Raw genomic sequence first — 18,438 nt, forward strand, 5'->3', positions numbered from 1 at the left:
TAAAATTTTTACTTAAGCGTGTCAGAATTTTGACACGCTTTTAATAATACTTTGCTTAAATTTTTACCTAACCATGCTTGGATTTAGCATATTTTTTGGCTCTAAAATTTTATCGATCTCTTCTTTGCTTAGATAACCTCTCTCTAGGCAGATATCACCAACTGCTTTACCAGTTTGCAAAGCTTCTTTAGCAATACTTGCTGATTTTTCGTAACCGATGTATGGGTTAAACGCAGTTACGATACCAACTGAGCCTAGAACTGATTTTAAGCAAGCTTCAGGATTTGCTGTTAGTTTTCTTACAGCTTTTTCAGCTAGTGTTTTCATCGCATTTTCAAGGATAAATATAGAGTTAAATAGCGCATAAGCGATGCCTGGCTCAAACGCATTTAGCTCAAATTCGCCTCTTTCTGAGCAAAGCATGATAGTTACGTCGTTACCGATTACTTCATAGCACGCTTCGCCTACAACCTCAGCGATAACTGGGTTTACTTTGCCTGGCATGATTGAGCTGCCTGGTTGCATTTGCGGTAAATTTATCTCACCAAGACCGCATCTTGGGCCTGAATTCATCAAACGAAGGTCGTTTGCGATCTTGCTTAGGCGGACAGCTGCAGTTTTTAACGCACCACTTACGTGAACAAAGTCTGCTGTATCTTGTGTAGCTGCGATGAAATCATCAGCTTTTTTGAAATCGACACCAGTGATATCTTTTAACTTTTTAACAACTACATTTTTATAATCAGGGTGGCAGTTAATACCTGTACCAATCGCAGTTGCACCCATATTTAGATATGTCATTGACTCGCGTGCAGCTGTGATCTTTTCTATATCGCTCTTAATGTAGCTTGCAAATGCATTAAATGTATTTCCAAGTGTTGTAGGAACTGCGTCTTCAAGCTCAGTTCTACCCATTTTAATGATATCTTTAAAATCTTTTGCTTTTTTATCAAGTTCATCTTTTAGCAGATTCATCGCAGCAAGCAAATCAGTAAGTTTTGCGTAAGTTGCTACTTTTATTGAGCTTGGGTAAGTGTCGTTTGTGCTTTGTCCAAGGTTTGTATGATCGTTAGGATGGATGTATTGATACTCACCTTTTTTATGACCCATGCTCTCAAGTGCGATATTTGTAATAACCTCGTTTGCATTCATGTTTGTACTTGTTCCAGCACCACCTTGAACCATATCAACCACAAATTGATCTAAAAACTCACCAGCTATTACTCTATCAGCGGCTTTTGCTAGAGTATCAGCGATCTTAGGATCTAAAACGCCAACCTCTTTATTTGCAAGTGCAGCTGCTTTTTTGATTTGTGCAAATGCTTTTACAAAATATGGATACTCTTTTAAAGTTCTACCACTCATGTGAAAATTTTCGGTAGCTCTAAATGTTTGGATACCATAATAAAAATCGTCAGAGATTTCCAACTCACCTATAAAATCGTGTTCTTTTCTGGTTGCCATAACCATTCTCCTTATAAAAAAATGTATTAATGAAATTATATAGATATTTAATATTTTAAATATTAATTACTACTTATTTTTTTTAAGCTTTGACTTTTAGCCTAGATAAAACGACTTTTAGAGAAAAAATTTTTATAGTAGCTTTTAAGCTATATTTAATAATATAGCTTAGATAAATTGTTATTTTAATAATAATATCACTTTTTATTATAAAAAAAGCTCATAATTAGCTCAAATTTATTTAAATTTTTTTAAGCTTAAAAAGGTAAATATATAGAAAAAAATAACATAAAAATAAATATTAAATCACACTTTTTTTATATCCAAAAAAATATAAAAAAATAAAGTTAAATTTTATTTCTAATATTACTTTAGAAAGTAAAAAAACTAAGTAAATATCACCATATTGCAAAGTAAATTTATTAAATTTCTTTAAGTAGAGCCCTTAAACTAAAGCATCATAAAAAAATATTATTTAATAAATTTTTATTTTTACAAATCTTACTAATACTTTAGAAAAAAATTCTTATTAATTTTCTTTCTTATTTATAAAGTCTTTTTTTATTGGATTTTAATAATTTTTATAAGCTATTTTTAATTTATATAGCTAGATTAATACTTGCAAGATTTTGTAGTAAATATAAATTTTAATCTTGCCCCTACAATAAGGAGCAAGAAATAACAAATTTTAGCTCTCAAGCCCCAAATTTGCTCTGTATTCTTCATATGTGCCTTTAAAATCAACCACTTCGCCATTGCCTTTTAGATGCAAAATTCTATTTGCAAAGGCGTCTATTAGCTCCCTGTCGTGGCTCACGCAGATAACTGAGCCATTAAAGTTATAAAACGCCTCACCAAGCGCGATGATAGCTTCAAGGTCTAGGTGGTTATTTGGCTCATCCATGACAAGTAAATTTGGCCTATGAAGCATAAGCTGAGCTAGTCTTACTCGGTGTTTTTCGCCACCACTTAGCGCGCCAACTGCCTTTTCTTGCTCGGCACCGCTAAAGAGCATCCTACCAAGGCACTTTCTGATCTCGTCTATGTCCTTGTTTTTAGCATCTTGCAAGTACTCATAAAGCTTTAGCTCGCCATCTATCTTATTTACCGTATCTTGCGCAAAATATCCTAGCTCGATGGTCGCGCCTATATGCACCTCGCCCGCGTCAGGTTTTATCTCGCCCATTATGATCTTACAAAGTGTGCTTTTACCAACGCCGTTATGACCGATGATGGCTAGCTTGTCGCCCTTTTCAAGCTTAAAGTTAAAATTTTCAAATATCACCTTATCATCAAATTTCTTACTTACATTTTTAAGCTCTATTAGCTCGTTTCCTATCTCACGGTTTGCACGAAAAAGTATGCTAGGATCACGCCTACTTGATACTGCGATCTCTGCGATATCAAGCTTTTCAAGCTGTTTTGCACGTGAAGTTGACTGCTTTGCCTTGCTCGCATTTGCTGAAAATCTCGCGATAAATTTCTCCAGCTCCTCTTTCTCTTTTAGCTTCTTGTCACGCTCCATCTCATGCTGCTTTGCGATCAAATTTGCAGCCATATACCAATCATCGTAGTTGCCTGAAAACTCGCGAATTTTCTTAAAATCCACATCCAAAATGTTTGTGCAAACTCTATTTAAAAAATGCCTATCGTGACTGATAACCACAAGTGTGCCCTCGTGGCGGTTTAGCTCGTTTTCTAGCCATGCGATCGCGTCTATGTCAAGGTTGTTTGTCGGCTCGTCTAAGAACAAGATGTCTGGCTTTGGAAATAGCACTTGAGCTAGCAAAACCTTAACTTTATCTGAGTTTTCGACCTCGCTCATAAGCTTGTCAAATTCATTTAGCCCAAGCGAGCTTAGGATTTTTTCTATCCTAGTCTCGTACTCGTAGCTTGGGTCTTCTTCAGCACTTATCATCTCAAGCTCACTTAAGCGCTCATTTATCTCATCTGTAAATTCCTCGCTCATATAGAGCTTCTCTTTCTCTTTTACAGCGTCATATAGGCGCTTGTTGCCATAAAGCACGGCATCTTTTAGCGTGAAATTTTCAAACGCAAACTGATCTTGCCCAAGCACGCCAACCTTTAGTCCATTTTCTATGATGATCTCGCCGCTAGTTGGCTCGATAGCTCCGCTTAAAATTTTTAAAAATGTCGATTTACCAGCGCCATTTGCACCGATTAGTCCGTATCTATTGTGGCGATTTAGCTTTAAATTTACATCCTCAAATAGCAAACTGCTTGCAAATCTTTGAGTAAGTCCCCTAACTTCTAACATTATTTTTCCTTGAATTTGTTTTTTGCGATTTTGCCTAAAATTTGATTAAAAAGCCATTTGCTACTTTAGTCTAAAATGCCCTGTGATCTTGTAGCTATAAAGTATGTTTTCTTCTTGCACGCCAGAGCCGATATTGTGGATGACAAGCGGCGTTTGTCCTTCAAATTTATCTGAGATCACACCGATGTGAGGTAGATTTCTTGGTAGCATCCATGTGACGATATCCCCTGGCAGAAATTTATCATCTCTCACCTCAAAACCTTTTCTTTTTAGATAGGTAGCGATGTTTAAAACACGCCTGTGATCGATGTTTTTATCAGCCTTTTTAAGTCCCCATTTTTTAGGATAGCTTGCAAAATTTCTACTCATATCTTCAAAAATGAGCCTTTGCAGATCCATATCCTGATGACGTAGCGCCCTTACCACAACGTCTGTGCAAACGCCCTTTTTGATATCCACGTCGCCCATAGGATAGGCGAGCCTTTCGTAGCTTGGATCGTAACTTAGCGTCACACCGATCTGCGACCTAGCGTCATTTACAAATTTACTCGCCGAAAAGGCAAAAATTTGCGTGGCAAAAAGAGCCAAAAGTAGAAATTTCTTCATTTTCTACTTTAAAAGCATGGTTTTTAGGATACGTTTTCCTATCTCAACGCCTGGCTGATCGTAGGTGTTGATGCCTAGCATGATACCAGTGGCCGAGGTTAGTAGCTCGTAGTAAAAAATGAGCCAGCCAGCGTGAAACTCATCAAGCCTCTCAAGCGTGATAGTATCGACACTTATGCCCTCTTGCATCAGTGCCATAACTGTCGCGTCGCACTGTAAATTTATAAGCTCATTTAGGCTTAGACCTGCCACAAAATCGCACCCTTCAAGCCCTTTTAGGCTTAAATTTGGAATAGTCTTGTCGCTTGCGTGATCTTTTATCTTTATAAATGTCACGCTCTTATCTTTTACGCCGTCCATTATAAGCTGCAAAAAGCTGTGCTGATCGCGACTACCGACAAGTCCAACTGGTGTAAGGCCGACCCTTTTATAGCCTCTTTTTTTACCAAGGCTCTCCGCCCACAGCTGCACGTACCAGTCGTTAAATTCAAAAAATCTATCGCAATAGCTAAAAATGACATTTATACTGGCATTTCTGCTAGTGGCGTAGTGGTAGGCTTTAGCGACTATGGAGCTATCTTTTTGCTCGATGTATTGCTCCTTGCAAGCAAGCGCGCCCTCCAGTAGTGCCTTTATATCGTAGCCACAAATACCAAGAGGCACAAGGCCGATCGCACTTAATACACTAAATCTCCCGCCAACGTTTTTTGGGATATTGAAAAATTTAATCCTATTTTCTTTGGCAAAATTTTCTAAATTTGTCCCAGGATCAGTTATGATGAGGAAATTTTTGCCTAAATTTTGAGGTTTAAAGTCATCAAGCAAGCACTTAAAAATAGTAATCGTCTCGATCGTGTTGCCTGATTTTGAGCTTATTATAAAAAGTGTCTCGTCAAATTTTAGCCCACTAAGTGCGCTTTTGTAGCTGCAAGGATCGACGTTATCTAAAAATAAAAGCTCTCTTTTTATCCCCTTTGTGCCATTAAGCATTGATTTTAGCGCCTTTACGCCAAGACTGCTGCCGCCAATGCCAACAAGTACTACATTTTTGATATAAGCTAGCCCCTTTTCATACTCCTCGATCTCGCCAAGTAAATTTTGCCCGAGCACTGGCAGGTGGTAGTAGCCTATCTCGCCGCTTTCGTATTCGTCGTTTATGCGTTTGGCGTAGGAGTCGATGACCTCGCTGCTTGCAAAGTTAAATTTAAATGAAGTCTCTATCATTTACTGCGCTCGTAAAAGAAATTTGTAGCCTCGACAAAGCCATCGATGCTGCCGCAGTCAAACCTCTTGCCCTTAAATTTATAAGCTAGCACCATGCCATCTTTTGCCTGCGTTTTTAGCGCGTCTGTGATCTGAATTTCGCCGTTTTTGCCTGGTTTTGTTCGCTCTAAGATGTTAAAAATATCTGGCGTTAAGATGTAGCGACCAATTATCGCTAAATTTGTCGGAGCCTCAGCAGGATCAGGCTTTTCAACCATATCATCGACCATTATGAGATCATCTTCTATAAACCTGCCGCTTACGACGCCATAAGACTTAGTCTGCTCTTTTGGCACCTCCATCACCGCAACGACGCTGCAGCGATACTTTTCATAAATTTTAACCATCTGTGAAAGCACGCCCTCGCCGTTTTCATTTATACATAGATCATCTGCCAAAATGACCCCAAATGCCTCATCTCGAACTAGCGTTTTACCCGTATAAATGGCGTGTCCAAGCCCTTTCATAGCATTTTGCCTAGTAAATGAAAATGTGCATGAGCTCATTAAATTTCTAACTTCGCTAAGCAACGACTCTTTTTGGCTGCCTGCGATCTCTTTTTCTAGCTCGTAGCTGATGTCAAAATAGTCCTCAAGCGCCCTTTTTCCGCGTCCTGTGACAAAGGCCATATTGTCCATGCCAGCCTCAAGCGCCTCATCAACGCCGTAGTGAATGAGTGGTTTTGTAAGGATCGGCAACATCTCTTTTGGGAGTGATTTTGTAGCTGGTAAAAACCTCGTTCCATATCCAGCCGCTGGAAATAGGCAAGTTTGTATCATTTTAGTCCTTCGTGAAAAATTGCAAAATTCTACTATCTTTTCCTTAATAATATAAATTTGTCTGAATTTACAAGGCTTTAATTAGCAAATTGATAAGATTTTTAAAATTTTTAAAAAAGAGCAAATTTGCAGACGATTGATAGGATTTTCAAAGCCCAGCTTGATATAAAAAAGTCAAATTTCTTAGCATTTTTGTGCCCGATAAGCTCGTTTAAAAGCTTGCACGAACACCTAAAAGAGGAGCATTTTAAGGCTGTTCACGTAGTTTGGGCAACAAGGGAGTTAAACAAATACGGACAGATAGTCGAAAATCAAAGCGACGATGGCGAGCCAAAGGGCACTAGCGGTCAGCCAAGCCTAAACGCGCTAAGGGGCGCTGATCTTATAAATGTTGGCGTCTTGATAGTCAGGTATTTTGGCGGGATAAAGCTTGGCACTGGAGGGCTTGTAAGAGCCTACTCTGGGGCTGTAAATGAGGTGATAAATGAAGCGATAAAAGATGGTGGCATGATGAAATTTGAGATAAAAGATGAGATCAAATTTTTTACGCCATTTTCGTTGATGAGCCGCTTTGAACACTACTTCGCCACTAAAAATTTAAGCGAGTTTGAAAGAGAATTTAATGACTCTGGAGCGATCTGGAGCGTAAATTTAAACGAAGCCGAGTTTGCCGAGCTATTTAAATTTTGCAAAGAATTTGAAGCAAGCGAGTTTAAATTTCTAGCCTTGCCACTTGGCAGCAAAGCGCTGTTTATTTATTAATTGTAAAATCGCATAAATTTAAAAAGAAAGTAAAAAATGGAAATTTGGAACGACATTTATAACCACTTCAACCCAGTCGCCTTTAGCCTCTTTGGCTTTAGCGTGCACTGGTATGGTCTTATGTATATTTTGGCCCTTGTTTTGGCACTCGCCATGGCAAAGTATCTCGTTAAAAAAGATGATATCCCTATCTCAAATCAACTTTTAGACAACTACTTTTTTTGGGTAGAGATAGGCGTTATTTTAGGCGCTAGACTTGGCTGGGTTTTAGTATATTCAGGCGAAGTAAGCTACTACTTGGCGCAACCTTGGCAAATTTTTAATCCATTTCATAACGGCGAGTTTATAGGAATTCGTGGCATGAGTTACCACGGAGCAGTAGTTGGCTTTTTGCTTGCGACATATCTATTTTGCAAAAGGTATAAACAAAATTTATGGCAGCTACTTGATCTTTGTGCCGTTTGCATACCTTTTGGCTATACATTTGGCAGGGTCGGAAATTTCTTAAATCAAGAGCTTTTTGGACGCGTCACAGACGTGCCTTGGGCGATAAATGTTTTTGGGCAATCAAGACATCCTAGTCAGCTTTATGAGGCATTCTTAGAAGGTTTAGTTATTTTTATTATTTTATTTTTATATAGAAAATTTAAGAAATTTAATGGCGAGCTGATAGCGCTTTATGCTATTTTATACACTTTTGCAAGATTTATTTGCGAGTTTTTTAGAGAGCCTGACTCAGGGCTTGGATTTATTATTTTTAGTCTTTCAATGGGTCAAATATTATCACTTATCATGTGTGGTTTTGGAATTTTTGTTTATGCCATGCTTTATAAAAAATTTCAAAGCTCTAATATAAGTGTTTAAAAAATATTAAAGTAAAAATCTGATAGCATTAGCTTTATCAATTAATACTAATATTTAAATTAGTATTAAGAAATGATAATTTATTTCAAATTTCTTAGGAGGGCTCATGACCGGGCTTATAGAAGGTTTTTTGGGAAAACGGTCGGACGACAAAAAAAGTCGCACTCCAGCCGCTTGGGATAGATGGCAAAGTATTACAGGGTTTATTCTAGCCTGTTTTATATTGTGCCATATGGTTTTTACTTCTACTATACTACTTGGCAAAGACGCATTTAACGCTGTCGTAGGGTTTGCGGAGGCTAAATTTTTATTTGGAGAAACTACTTGGTGGATCACTAACGTTATAGCCGCGGTAATATTCGCCATTTTTATCGCTCATGCATTTTTAGCTATGAGAAAATTTCCAGCAAACTACAGACAATATCTAATGTTTAGAGGCCACAAAGACCGCATGAAGCACCTTGATACTACGCTTTGGTGGTTTCAGTTTTTAACCGGTTTTGCGCTATTTTTCGCAGCCAGCGCGCACCTAGTGGATATAGTCTTTGGCGGACATATTACTGCCGACAAATCAGCGGCTGCATTTCATCAACTAGAAATTTTCTACTTCGCACTACTTGTTTTTATGGTCGTTCACGCTAGTATCGGTATGTACCGCTTGTATGTCAAATGGATAAGCATTGATGGTGCAAATAAGCACGAAATGTTTGCCAAAAGAAATAAGGCAAAAACAATTGTATTTGCCGTTTATGGCATACTTGCTATAATTGCGCTAATTGCCGATTTCGTGTGGATCAGCCATTAAAAAGGAGCTAGAAGATGAATGTAAAATATTATGATGCATTGGTAATTGGTGGTGGTCTAGCTGGTCTTAGAGCTGCTGTGGCTGCTGGAGGAAAGGGCTTAAGCACCGTCGTTTTAAGCCTAATACCTGTAAAACGCTCGCACTCTGCGGCTGCGCAAGGCGGCATGCAAGCCTCTTTGGGAAATTCAAAAATGAGCGAAGGCGACAACGAGGACGTACACTTTGCCGACACGGTAAAAGGTAGCGACTGGGGCTGCGATCAGCAAGTCGCGCGTATGTTTTGTCAAACCGCGCCTAAGGCGATCCGCGAGCTAGCGGCTTGGGGCGTGCCTTGGACTCGTATAACAAAAGGCGAGAGAAGCGCTATCATCAACGCTCAAAAAACGACCATTGTAGAAAAAGAAGAGGTCCACGGACTCATCCACTCTCGCGACTTTGGCGGAACTAAAAAATGGAGAACATGCTTTACGGCAGACGCCACCGGTCACACTATGCTTTTTGCCGTAGCGAACGAAGCTCTAAAGCACAACGTAGAAATCCACGACAGAAAAGAAGCTATCGCGCTAATCCACGCAAATAACCGCTGTTACGGCGCGATCGTTCGCGATCTAGTTAACGGCGAGATCACGGCATACGTCGCAAAAGGTACGCTAATCGCTACGGGCGGCTACGGTAGGGTTTATAAACACACTACAAACGCCGTAGTTTGCGAGGGTATAGGTGCGGCCATCGCTCTTGAGACCGGCGTAGCTCAGCTAGGAAATATGGAAGCTGTTCAGTTTCACCCGACTCCGATCGTTCCAAGCGGTATCTTGCTAACGGAAGGTTGCCGCGGCGACGGCGGAATTTTACGCGACGTGGACGGATATCGATTTATGCCTGATTATGAGCCTGAGAAAAAAGAACTAGCTAGCCGCGACGTCGTAAGCCGCCGCATCATGGAGCATATCCGCGCAGGTAAAGGCGTACCTAGCCCATACGGATATCATGTTTGGCTAGATATCTCTATCCTAGGACGCGAGCATATAGAGAAAAACTTACGCGACGTTCAAGAAATTTGCGAAATCTTTAACGGCATCGATCCTGCCGACACCGAAGTATATACCGACGAGAATGGACGACAGCGCGGTAAAGGTTGGGCGCCGATCCTACCTATGCAGCACTACTCTATGGGTGGCATAAAAACTAAGCCTACAGGCGAGAGCCCGACGTTAGCAGGTCTATTTAGCGCCGGCGAGGCTGCGTGCTGGGATATGCACGGATTTAACCGCCTAGGCGGCAACTCCGTTTCAGAAACTGTCGTAGCGGGCATGATCGTTGGGGACTATTTTGCCGATTACTGCGGTAGCCACGAGATAGATATAAATACCGCAGATATCGAAAAATTCGTTAAAAAAGAGGAAGACTATCTAAAAAGCCTTGTTGAAAAAGAGGGCAAATTTAACGTATTTGAGATCAAAAACAAGATGAAAGACATCATGTGGGAGCACGTGGCGATCTTTAGAACAGGCGAAGGTCTAGCCGTAGCGGTAAAAGAGCTAGAAGAGCTTTATAAACAATCTTTAGACGTCAAAGTTACAAACAAGGCGCTATTTGGCAACCCTGAGCTTGAGGAAGCCTACCGCGTACCAAAGATGCTAAAACTAGCCCTTTGTATCGCAAAAGGCGCGCTTGATCGCACCGAGAGCCGCGGAGCGCACTGCCGCGAAGACTATCCGAAACGCGACGACCTAAACTGGCTAAACAGAACTCTAACTAGCTGGAAAGAGGGCGATACACTACCGACTATCGTGTATGAGCCACTTGATATTATGAAAATGGAGATGCCACCAGCATTTAGAGGCTATGGTGCGAAAGGTAATATTATTGAGCATCCAGATAGTGCCATCCGCCAAAAAGAGGTTGATGAAATTCGTGAGAAAATGCAAGCTGAAGGTAAGAGCAGACAAGAAATTCAAGAGGTTTTAATGCACTATGATCTTCAACCAAAATATAAAGCACCAAACGAAAGAGCAGGAATAGGATATGAGTAGAAAAATAACCATAAAAGCATTTAAATATAATCCGTTAAGCAAAATTTCAAAGCCGCATTTTGCGACCTACGAGCTAGAAGAGACTGATGGTATGACATTGTTTATCGCGTTAAATATGATTCGCGAGAAATTTGACCCAGATCTTAGCTTTGACTTCGTTTGCCGTGCTGGAATTTGTGGAAGTTGTGGCATGCTTGTAAATGGTAAGCCAAGATTAGCTTGTAGAACTCTTACTAAGGATTTTGAAAGCGGAGTAATTGAGCTTATGCCTTTGCCAGTATTTAAGCTTTTAAAAGACCTAAGCGTAGACACCGGCAACTGGATGAATGCGATGAGTAGGCGCGTGGAGAGCTGGATACACACCGACCACGAGACCGATATCTCTAAGCTTGAGGAAAAAGTTGAGCCTGAAGTGGCTCAAGAGGTATTTGAGCTTGATCGCTGCATCGAGTGCGGTATCTGCGTGGCTGCGTGCGGTACGGCTATCATGAGGCCTGATTTCATCGGTGCGGTCGGACTTAACCGCGTAGCTAGATTTAAAATCGACGCGCTTGATAAACGAACCGACGAGGACTTTTACGAGCTTATCGGCGATGATGACGGCGTGTTTGGCTGTATGACGCTGCTAGGCTGCGAGGATAACTGCCCTAAACACTTACCACTTCAAAGCCGCATAGCTTATATGCGTAGAAAAATGGCTGCTATAAAGTAGAAAAGGGGCTGTAAAAGCCCCAAATTTACTTCTAAATTTATTAAAAAAGACTGCAAATAGATGCCAAAAGGCATAAAAAGATATCAATAGATACAAATAAGAAAAATAAAAATATCAAAAAAGGGATTGATAAGAGTGCGCCCATTATATAACCAAGTGGAAATACGATAAATATAAAGACGATTCCAACACCAGAAACAAAACAAAAAATTAGTGCAAATATCGTAGCAAAGGTATTTACAAATAAGCTAATATTTTCTAAAAGAAAATTTGTTAGGCCAAGACATCTCATGTTTTGATTATAGCTTTTAAGCCAAAAAATTTATATAATTTCAAAAATTTGCTTCATTTAAGGATATAAAATGTTACCAAGCTATAAAGATATGATGCTGCCTATTTTGGATTTTGTCGCACAAAAGAAAGAGGCAAATAGAGCTGAAATTTCTAAATTTATAATTGAGCATTTTAAGTTAAAAGATGAAGATCTTTTGCAAAAAATAAAAAATAGGACACCAACCTATATGAGTAGAACAAGTTGGGCACTATTTTATCTTAGCTACAACCACACAAGTTAGATCAAAACCAAAAATGATACCTCTTGAAAAAGTTGGTAGAAGCCTATTTGCCATAACAAATTTTGGCAAAGAGCTAGTAAGTAGCAAGGACAAAAAGAGCAAATTTCTCTCTTGGTACGATGAAATTTACAAACAAGAGATAAGGCAAGAGAAAAAAGAAGCCACAGAAAATACCCCAGATGACAATATAGATGAAGCACTTTGCAAGATAAAAGAAGAGCTAAAAAGTGAAATTTTATCTAGCATTTTAGAAAAAGAGCCAAGATTTTTTGAATACCTTATAACAAAATTACTTGAAAAGATGAATTATGGAGCTGGAAATCTTACGAACAAAGGCCCAGATGGCGGGATAGATGGCATCATAGACGAAGATGAACTTGGGCTTTCTAAAATTTATATCCAAGCAAAAAGATACAAAGACGGCAGTAATATCCGTAGGCCAGAGATTCAGCAGTTTATCGGCGCTATTTCAAATAAAAATACTAAAAAAGGCGTCTTTATCACTACGGCAAAATTTACTAAAGAAGCTGAAAATTTCGCCAAAGATAATCAAAATTTTAGTGTGGTTTTGATAGACGGTGACAAGCTTGCAGAGCTAATGATAAAATACAAAGTCGGCGTTCAAACAAGCCAAATATATGAAATTTGCAAAATCGATACCGACTTTTTTGAGGAAAATAATTTTTAAAAATTTTAAGCTATAAAGCACTAGCGTATATGTATTTATTAAAAGCAGTTGTGTGGGCTAATTCCGGTCTTGCTTTATTTATATGTTAAAAAGCAAATTTAAATCTTTACTAACGCCAAAATAGTCCAAATTTACCAGCTTAAAATGCTTTTTAAATCAAATTTTACTCTTATAAACGCCGTCTAAAATTTAAGTGTTATAATTACAGCGAAATAACGATTTTAAGGAGAGGATATGCAATCTCGCATAATCACTGGCGTTTTGATGTTTGTTGCTATTTTAGTAGTTTTTTTTATTGATAATTATATTTTAAATTTTATCTTGCTCGGCGCTGTGCTTTATTTTGCTTTTAATGAGTCGCTCAAGCTTTATAATATCGATCACAAACAGCTAGTTTTTGCCGCACTTGCTTTTTACGTGCTTACATATTTTACAAATCCAATTTTCATAGCGATCCTTGCTATCATGCTGGTTGCTTCGATCCTAGCTCACATAAAAAGTGAAAATTTAAAGCTAGTCGCACCTTTTGTCTATCCAACCACGCCGATCTTTATGATATGGATGCTTTACTCAGAGTATGGCGTAGGCTATCTTGTATGGCTTATTTTAAGCGTAGTTGCAAGCGATAGTGGTGCATTTTTTGTTGGCAAAATGTTTGGCAAACATCCATTTAGCCCAAGCTCACCAAACAAAACAATAGAGGGTGCAGCAGGCGGTGTGGCGATAGGCACTGTGATTGGCTGCATTGTTGGAAATTTTGTAACTGAAGGATTTTTCCAAATTTTATTCTCAAGCTTTTTAGTCTGCGTGTTTGCGGTTTGGGGAGATTTGTTTGAGAGTTACCTAAAAAGACTTTGCGGCGTCAAAGATAGTGGTTCGCTCTTCCCAGGACATGGAGGCATGCTTGATAGAATAGATGGCTATTTATTTGGTGTAGTTGCCCTACTTTGGTCGCTCTCGTGGTAATACTTGGCTCAACTGGCTCAATCGGCAAAAATGCCCTTAATCTTTGCGAAAAATTTGGCGTAAATGTTGAGGCGTTAAGCTGCGCTAAAAATGTAGATTTACTAAATGAGCAAATTTTAAAATTTAAGCCAAAATTTGTCTGCGTAGGCGATGAAAAGCTAGCTAAAAACGTAAAAAACATAGAAGCTAAAAATATCTTTTTTGGCGAGGCTGGACTGCTACAAATGCTAGAAATTTCAAGCTCAAAAAAGGTAATAAACGCCCTTGTTGGCTTTGCTGGCCTTGCTCCTAGTCTAAAGACACAAACTCTTGGAAAAAGACTTGCCCTTGCAAACAAAGAGAGCCTTGTCGTTGGTGGCAAATTTCTAAAGACTAGAGAAATTTTACCAATAGACAGCGAGCATTTTGGGCTTAAATTTCTACTTGAAAATAAAACTGCACCAAAAAGACTCATCATCACAGCAAGCGGTGGCGCATTTTATAAAAAGCCGATCAAATTTCTAAAAGACGCCACACCAAGTGATGCTTTGAAGCATCCAAACTGGGATATGGGCGCAAAGATCACGATTGATAGTGCGACGATGGCAAATAAGCTTTTTGAGGTGATGGAGGCTTATTGGCTTTATGGCATCAAGGAGATCGAAGCTGTGATAGAGCCAACTTCTGCGATACACGCCGTAGTTGAATTTATAGACGGCTCAAGCACGATGCACCTCTCGCGACCTGATATGAAGTTAGCTATCGCTCATGCTATCTTTGAAAATGTCAATGAAAATATCGTTTCACACGCAAATTTACTTGATCTAAAAAAAATAAAATTTCATAAAATCAGCCTTAAAAAATATCCCATTTTTTCTCTAAAAGATGAAGTCCTAGCAAAGCCTGATCTAGGCGTAGTGATAAATGCTGCAAATGAGGTTGGAGTATTTAGCTTTTTAGAGAAAAAATGCTCGTTTTTGGATATCTCAAGGCTCGTTTTAAGCTCTGTTAAAAATTTTAGAGATATTAAAATTTCAAATATTGATGAAATTTTTGAAGCTGATAAAGAAGTTAGAAATTACGCAAAAAGGATGTTAAATGCAAAGGTATGAGGGTTATAAATTTGATCCCAAACAAAGCTTAATCGGCGTTCAGTTTTTATTTGTCGCCTTTGGTGCACTGGTATTAGTGCCGATACTTACGGGTCTAGATGCAAATGTAGCTCTCTTTACGGCTGGTCTTGGCACGCTACTTTTTCAGCTAATTACTAGGAAAAATGTTCCGCCTATTTTTTTAGCAAGCTCCTTTGCTTTTATCGCGCCACTTCAGTACGGTATCGAAAAATGGGGCATAGCCGTGACGATGGGGGGCGTTATATTTGCTGGATTTTTCTACGTTGTTTTAAGCCTCGTGGTCCGATTTGGCGGAGAGAAAATTTTGCATAAAATTTTGCCTCCAGTTGTCGTTGGACCTGTCATCATGACAATAGGCCTTATCCTTGCTCCAAATGCCGTCAAAATGGCAACATCAGCTACTAAAATTTATACCCAAAATGAGGCGATGATCGTCGCTGGCATTTCGCTAGTGGCTACTATTTTAGTGATGATGCTTGGACGTGGCATGTTTAGGCTCATACCTATTTTGCTTGGTATTATCACCGGATACATCGTAGCTTACTGCTTTGGCATGATTGATTTTACCCCTATCTTTAATGCACCTTGGTTTAGAATGCCAAATTTCACCACACCAAAATTTGAGTTTGAAGCGATAATTTATATGATACCTATCGCTATCGCTCCAGCGATCGAGCATATAGGCGATATGCTTGCTATATCAAATGTTACAAAAGAAGATTTTCTAAAAAATCCGGGCCTTAAAAACACACTCCTTGGAGATGGTCTTGCCACTTCGCTTGCTGCTTTTTTTGGTGGTCCGCCAAACACTACATACTCAGAGGTCACAGGCGCAGTTAGCCTTACAAAGGCTTATAATCCAGCGATTATGACCTTTGCAGCGATCACTGCCATCGTGCTAGCCTTTGTTGGCAAGCTAGGAGCGGTGCTTTCAACTATCCCAGCTCCAGTCATCGGCGGTATCATGCTGCTACTTTTTGGTATCATCGCAAGCGTTGGCATGGAGACGCTTATAAAAAACAAAGTCGATCTTGCAGACCCTAGAAACATGATAATCGTAGCCCTCATCTTCATCTTTGCCATCGGCGGCATGGTGCTTGACCTTGGAGCAGTTAAATTTTCAGGTATAGGGCTTGGCGCGGTTACTGGGATAGTTTTAAATTTGCTTTTACCAAAAACAAAGCATTACGAAGGATATTAATGCGTAAATTTTTACTTTTTTTACTAACCTTTGCCACTGCTAGTTTAGCCAATACTTTAGACTATGCGCTCATCAAAAAAGGTGAGCCAAGCGAGAACACGATGTTGTTAATCGGCGGTATTCAAGGCGATGAGCCGGGTGGATTTTTGGCAGCCTCTATCGTGGCCACCGACTATAACATCACAAAAGGTTCGCTTTGGGTCGTGCCAAATTTAAATTTCCCAAGCATAATCGAGCGAAGTCGTGGCACAAAAGGCGATATGAATAGAAAATTTGCCCATGTCGATAAAAACGATCCTGATTACAACTCAGTGATGAAGATAAAAGACGTCATAACCGACAAAAACGTTACGCTCATCTTAAATTTGCACGATGGAAGTGGCTATTACAGAGATAAATTTATAAACAAAGACGAAAATCCAGATAAATGGGGCAATACTTGCATCATAGATCAAAGTACGCTTCCTGGCTCAAAATATCCAGAGCTTGAAAGTATCGCTTCAAGCGTAAAAGATGTGCTAAACAAGCATCTAATAGATCAAAAACACCAGTATCACATCAAAAATACACACACCGCAATGGGTGACAAAGAGATGCTAAAAAGCCTAACTTACTATGCTATCACGCAAAATAAATCAGCCTTTGCAAACGAAGCTAGTAAAAATTTAAATGCCGAGCAAAGGACTTATTACCATCTAATCGCCATTGAAGAATACATGAAAAAAGCTGGCATTAGCTTTACTAGGCCATTTAATCTTGATGTTAAAAGCGTAAAAAGAGCGATCGAAAAAGAGATTAGACTTGAGCTTGAAAATTCATATGCGATAAGCCTTAAAAATCTAAAGCCTTTAATAAATTTTGTCCCACTTAAAAAAGGCGAGTTAAATTACAGCTCACCAAATCCGCTAATAGCCGTCATAAAAGAAAATGGTAGCTTCAAAGTGCAATACGGCAACCGCTTTGTTACTAGATTAAAACCACAATATTTTGAATTTGCGAAGCCGCTTGATGAAATTTCACTAATAAGCGACGGTAGCGAGCTTGCATTAAAAAGTGGCGATAAATTTAGCGTGAAAAAGAGCTTTAAAGTAAAAGCACTCAAAAACGTGCGCGTAAATGTCATAGGATACGGCACAAAAAGTATAGATGAGAGCGAGCAAGAAGTGACTAAAAATAGCCTAAATAAAAGCTACAGCATCGATAAAGACAGCAAAATTTACCGAGTCGAGTTTTATAAAAACGAAGATGGCAAAGAGAAATTTGCTGGCATGATCTTAGCGGAGTTTAAATGATACTTGGCATCGAAAGTAGCTGTGACGATAGCTCGGTCGCACTAATAGATGAACGCACTTTAGAGAAAATTTATTATAAAAAAATTTCTCAAGAGGAGGAGCACGCTATCTTTGGTGGCGTGGTTCCTGAGCTTGCAGCTAGACTTCACACAAAGGCACTACCAGCACTTTTAGAGGATATCTTGCCAAATTTTAAAGATATAAAAGCAATCGCTGTGACAAATGAGCCAGGTCTTAGTGTGAGCCTAATAGGTGGCGTCAGCATGGCAAAAGCGCTAAGCGTAGCTCTAAATATCCCGCTAATTGCCGTAAATCATTTAGTTGGCCACATTTACTCACTATTTTTAGATCGCGAAGCCACCTTTCCACTTGGCGTCCTGCTAGTTAGTGGCGGGCATACGATGATCTTAGAAGTAAGCGAAAATGGTGAAATCACTGAGCTTGCAAGTACTGGCGATGATAGCTTTGGTGAGAGCTTTGACAAGGTTGCTAAAATGCTTGATCTTGGCTATCCAGGCGGTGCCGTAGTTCAGCAAAATGCCCTACTTTGCAAAGACAAAGAGAGGTTTCATTTTACCATTCCACTTCTTCATGACAAACGCCTTGAATATAGTTTTTCAGGGCTTAAAAACCAAGTCAGAGTTGAAATTTCTAAGCTAGAAAGTATCACACAAAAGGATATCGCTGACATCTGCTACACATTTGAAAATACTGCCTGTGAGCACATTTTAAACAAGCTTGAAAAGGTCTTTTGTTTAAGAAATTTTAAGCGTTTTGGCGTAGTTGGCGGCGCAAGTGCAAATCTAAATTTACGAAAAAGACTTGAGATGCTTTGCCAAAAAAATGAGTGCGAGCTTTTGCTAGCTCCACTTGAGTTTTGCTCTGATAACGCCTTAATGATAGCAAGAGCTGGGCGTGAGAAGTACCTAAAAGGCGAGTTTGTAAACCATAGCGAGCTAAATATAAATCCAAGAGTTAGCTTTAAAAAGCTTGAGTTAAATTAAACTTTTTAAAAAACATAAATTTTGCGCCTAAATC

Annotated in this window: 17 protein-coding genes; 12 read left to right on the forward strand and 5 right to left on the reverse strand. The window is 39.3% G+C overall.

Translation table 11 applies throughout. From position 1 onward, the window contains the following. Positions 1 to 63: 63 nt before the first annotated feature. The 5 genes from CVT17_RS06685 to galU all read right to left on the reverse strand — a co-directional run bounded on the left by CVT17_RS06685 (position 64) and on the right by galU (position 6,390). Complete coding sequence (locus tag CVT17_RS06685; RefSeq protein WP_072595163.1) at positions 64 to 1,464, reverse strand: aspartate ammonia-lyase; 1,401 nt, start codon at positions 1,462 to 1,464, stop codon at positions 64 to 66. Positions 1,465 to 2,152: 688 nt separating this feature from the next. Next, on the reverse strand, positions 2,153 to 3,742 hold the full coding sequence (locus CVT17_RS06690) for an ABC-F family ATP-binding cassette domain-containing protein (RefSeq protein ID WP_107859023.1): 1,590 nt from the start codon (positions 3,740 to 3,742) through the stop codon (positions 2,153 to 2,155). A gap of 60 nt (positions 3,743 to 3,802) precedes the next feature. Further along, positions 3,803 to 4,348 (reverse strand): DUF1287 domain-containing protein, encoded by a 546-nt coding sequence (locus tag CVT17_RS06695; RefSeq protein WP_107859022.1) that lies wholly within the window; start codon positions 4,346 to 4,348, stop codon positions 3,803 to 3,805. Between the two features lie 3 nt (positions 4,349 to 4,351). After that, entirely contained in the window at positions 4,352 to 5,572 is a 1,221-nt protein-coding gene (locus CVT17_RS06700; RefSeq protein WP_107770744.1) for a glucose-6-phosphate isomerase, read from the reverse strand. Then, a complete protein-coding gene (gene galU, locus CVT17_RS06705) occupies positions 5,569 to 6,390 on the reverse strand; it encodes a UTP--glucose-1-phosphate uridylyltransferase GalU (RefSeq protein ID WP_103630602.1) in 822 nt (273 codons plus the stop codon). The genes CVT17_RS06700 and galU overlap by 4 nt, the downstream gene beginning before the upstream one ends. A gap of 126 nt (positions 6,391 to 6,516) precedes the next feature. Here galU and CVT17_RS06710 point away from each other — a divergent pair, with 126 nt between their 5' ends. The 12 genes from CVT17_RS06710 to tsaD all read left to right on the forward strand — a co-directional run bounded on the left by CVT17_RS06710 (position 6,517) and on the right by tsaD (position 18,404). Next, a complete protein-coding gene (locus CVT17_RS06710; RefSeq protein ID WP_107859021.1) occupies positions 6,517 to 7,152 on the forward strand; it encodes an IMPACT family protein in 636 nt (211 codons plus the stop codon). Between the two features lie 36 nt (positions 7,153 to 7,188). Beyond that, a complete protein-coding gene (gene lgt, locus CVT17_RS06715; RefSeq protein WP_107859020.1) occupies positions 7,189 to 8,016 on the forward strand; it encodes a prolipoprotein diacylglyceryl transferase in 828 nt (275 codons plus the stop codon). A 106-nt stretch (positions 8,017 to 8,122) separates the two neighbouring features. Further along, positions 8,123 to 8,821, forward strand: coding sequence for a fumarate reductase cytochrome b subunit (locus CVT17_RS06720; protein WP_107859019.1), 699 nt, complete (start codon positions 8,123 to 8,125; stop codon positions 8,819 to 8,821). 14 nt (positions 8,822 to 8,835) lie between these two features. Then, complete coding sequence (locus CVT17_RS06725) at positions 8,836 to 10,854, forward strand: fumarate reductase flavoprotein subunit (protein ID WP_103583750.1); 2,019 nt, start codon at positions 8,836 to 8,838, stop codon at positions 10,852 to 10,854. Further along, positions 10,847 to 11,566 carry a fumarate reductase iron-sulfur subunit gene (locus tag CVT17_RS06730; RefSeq protein WP_021091811.1) on the forward strand — a complete coding sequence of 240 codons (720 nt, stop codon included), beginning with the start codon at positions 10,847 to 10,849 and terminating at the stop codon, positions 11,564 to 11,566. Before CVT17_RS06725 ends, CVT17_RS06730 begins: the two co-directional genes overlap by 8 nt. 362 nt (positions 11,567 to 11,928) lie before the next feature. Further along, positions 11,929 to 12,141 (forward strand): winged helix-turn-helix domain-containing protein, encoded by a 213-nt coding sequence (locus CVT17_RS06735; RefSeq protein WP_107859017.1) that lies wholly within the window; start codon positions 11,929 to 11,931, stop codon positions 12,139 to 12,141. Positions 12,142 to 12,154: 13 nt separating this feature from the next. Then, the gene (locus CVT17_RS06740; RefSeq protein ID WP_230853277.1) at positions 12,155 to 12,829 is read left to right on the forward strand and encodes a restriction endonuclease; all 675 of its coding nucleotides are present in this window, start codon (positions 12,155 to 12,157) and stop codon (positions 12,827 to 12,829) included. 234 nt (positions 12,830 to 13,063) lie between these two features. Next, complete coding sequence (locus CVT17_RS06745; RefSeq protein ID WP_107697618.1) at positions 13,064 to 13,795, forward strand: phosphatidate cytidylyltransferase; 732 nt, start codon at positions 13,064 to 13,066, stop codon at positions 13,793 to 13,795. Then, a complete protein-coding gene (dxr, locus tag CVT17_RS06750) occupies positions 13,777 to 14,886 on the forward strand; it encodes a 1-deoxy-D-xylulose-5-phosphate reductoisomerase (protein ID WP_107859016.1) in 1,110 nt (369 codons plus the stop codon). The genes CVT17_RS06745 and dxr overlap by 19 nt, the downstream gene beginning before the upstream one ends. Further along, entirely contained in the window at positions 14,873 to 16,108 is a 1,236-nt protein-coding gene (locus CVT17_RS06755; RefSeq protein ID WP_107770737.1) for a uracil-xanthine permease family protein, read from the forward strand. The genes dxr and CVT17_RS06755 overlap by 14 nt, the downstream gene beginning before the upstream one ends. Next, positions 16,108 to 17,400, forward strand: a complete 1,293-nt coding sequence (locus tag CVT17_RS06760) for a M99 family carboxypeptidase catalytic domain-containing protein (protein ID WP_107770736.1) — start codon at positions 16,108 to 16,110, stop codon at positions 17,398 to 17,400. Before CVT17_RS06755 ends, CVT17_RS06760 begins: the two co-directional genes overlap by 1 nt. Next, a complete protein-coding gene (gene tsaD / locus CVT17_RS06765; RefSeq protein WP_107770735.1) occupies positions 17,397 to 18,404 on the forward strand; it encodes a tRNA (adenosine(37)-N6)-threonylcarbamoyltransferase complex transferase subunit TsaD in 1,008 nt (335 codons plus the stop codon). The genes CVT17_RS06760 and tsaD overlap by 4 nt, the downstream gene beginning before the upstream one ends. The last annotated feature ends 34 nt before the right edge of the window (positions 18,405 to 18,438 follow it).

It is taken from the genome of Campylobacter concisus, from assembly GCF_003048775.2.
GTDB lineage: Bacteria > Campylobacterota > Campylobacteria > Campylobacterales > Campylobacteraceae > Campylobacter_A > Campylobacter_A concisus_I.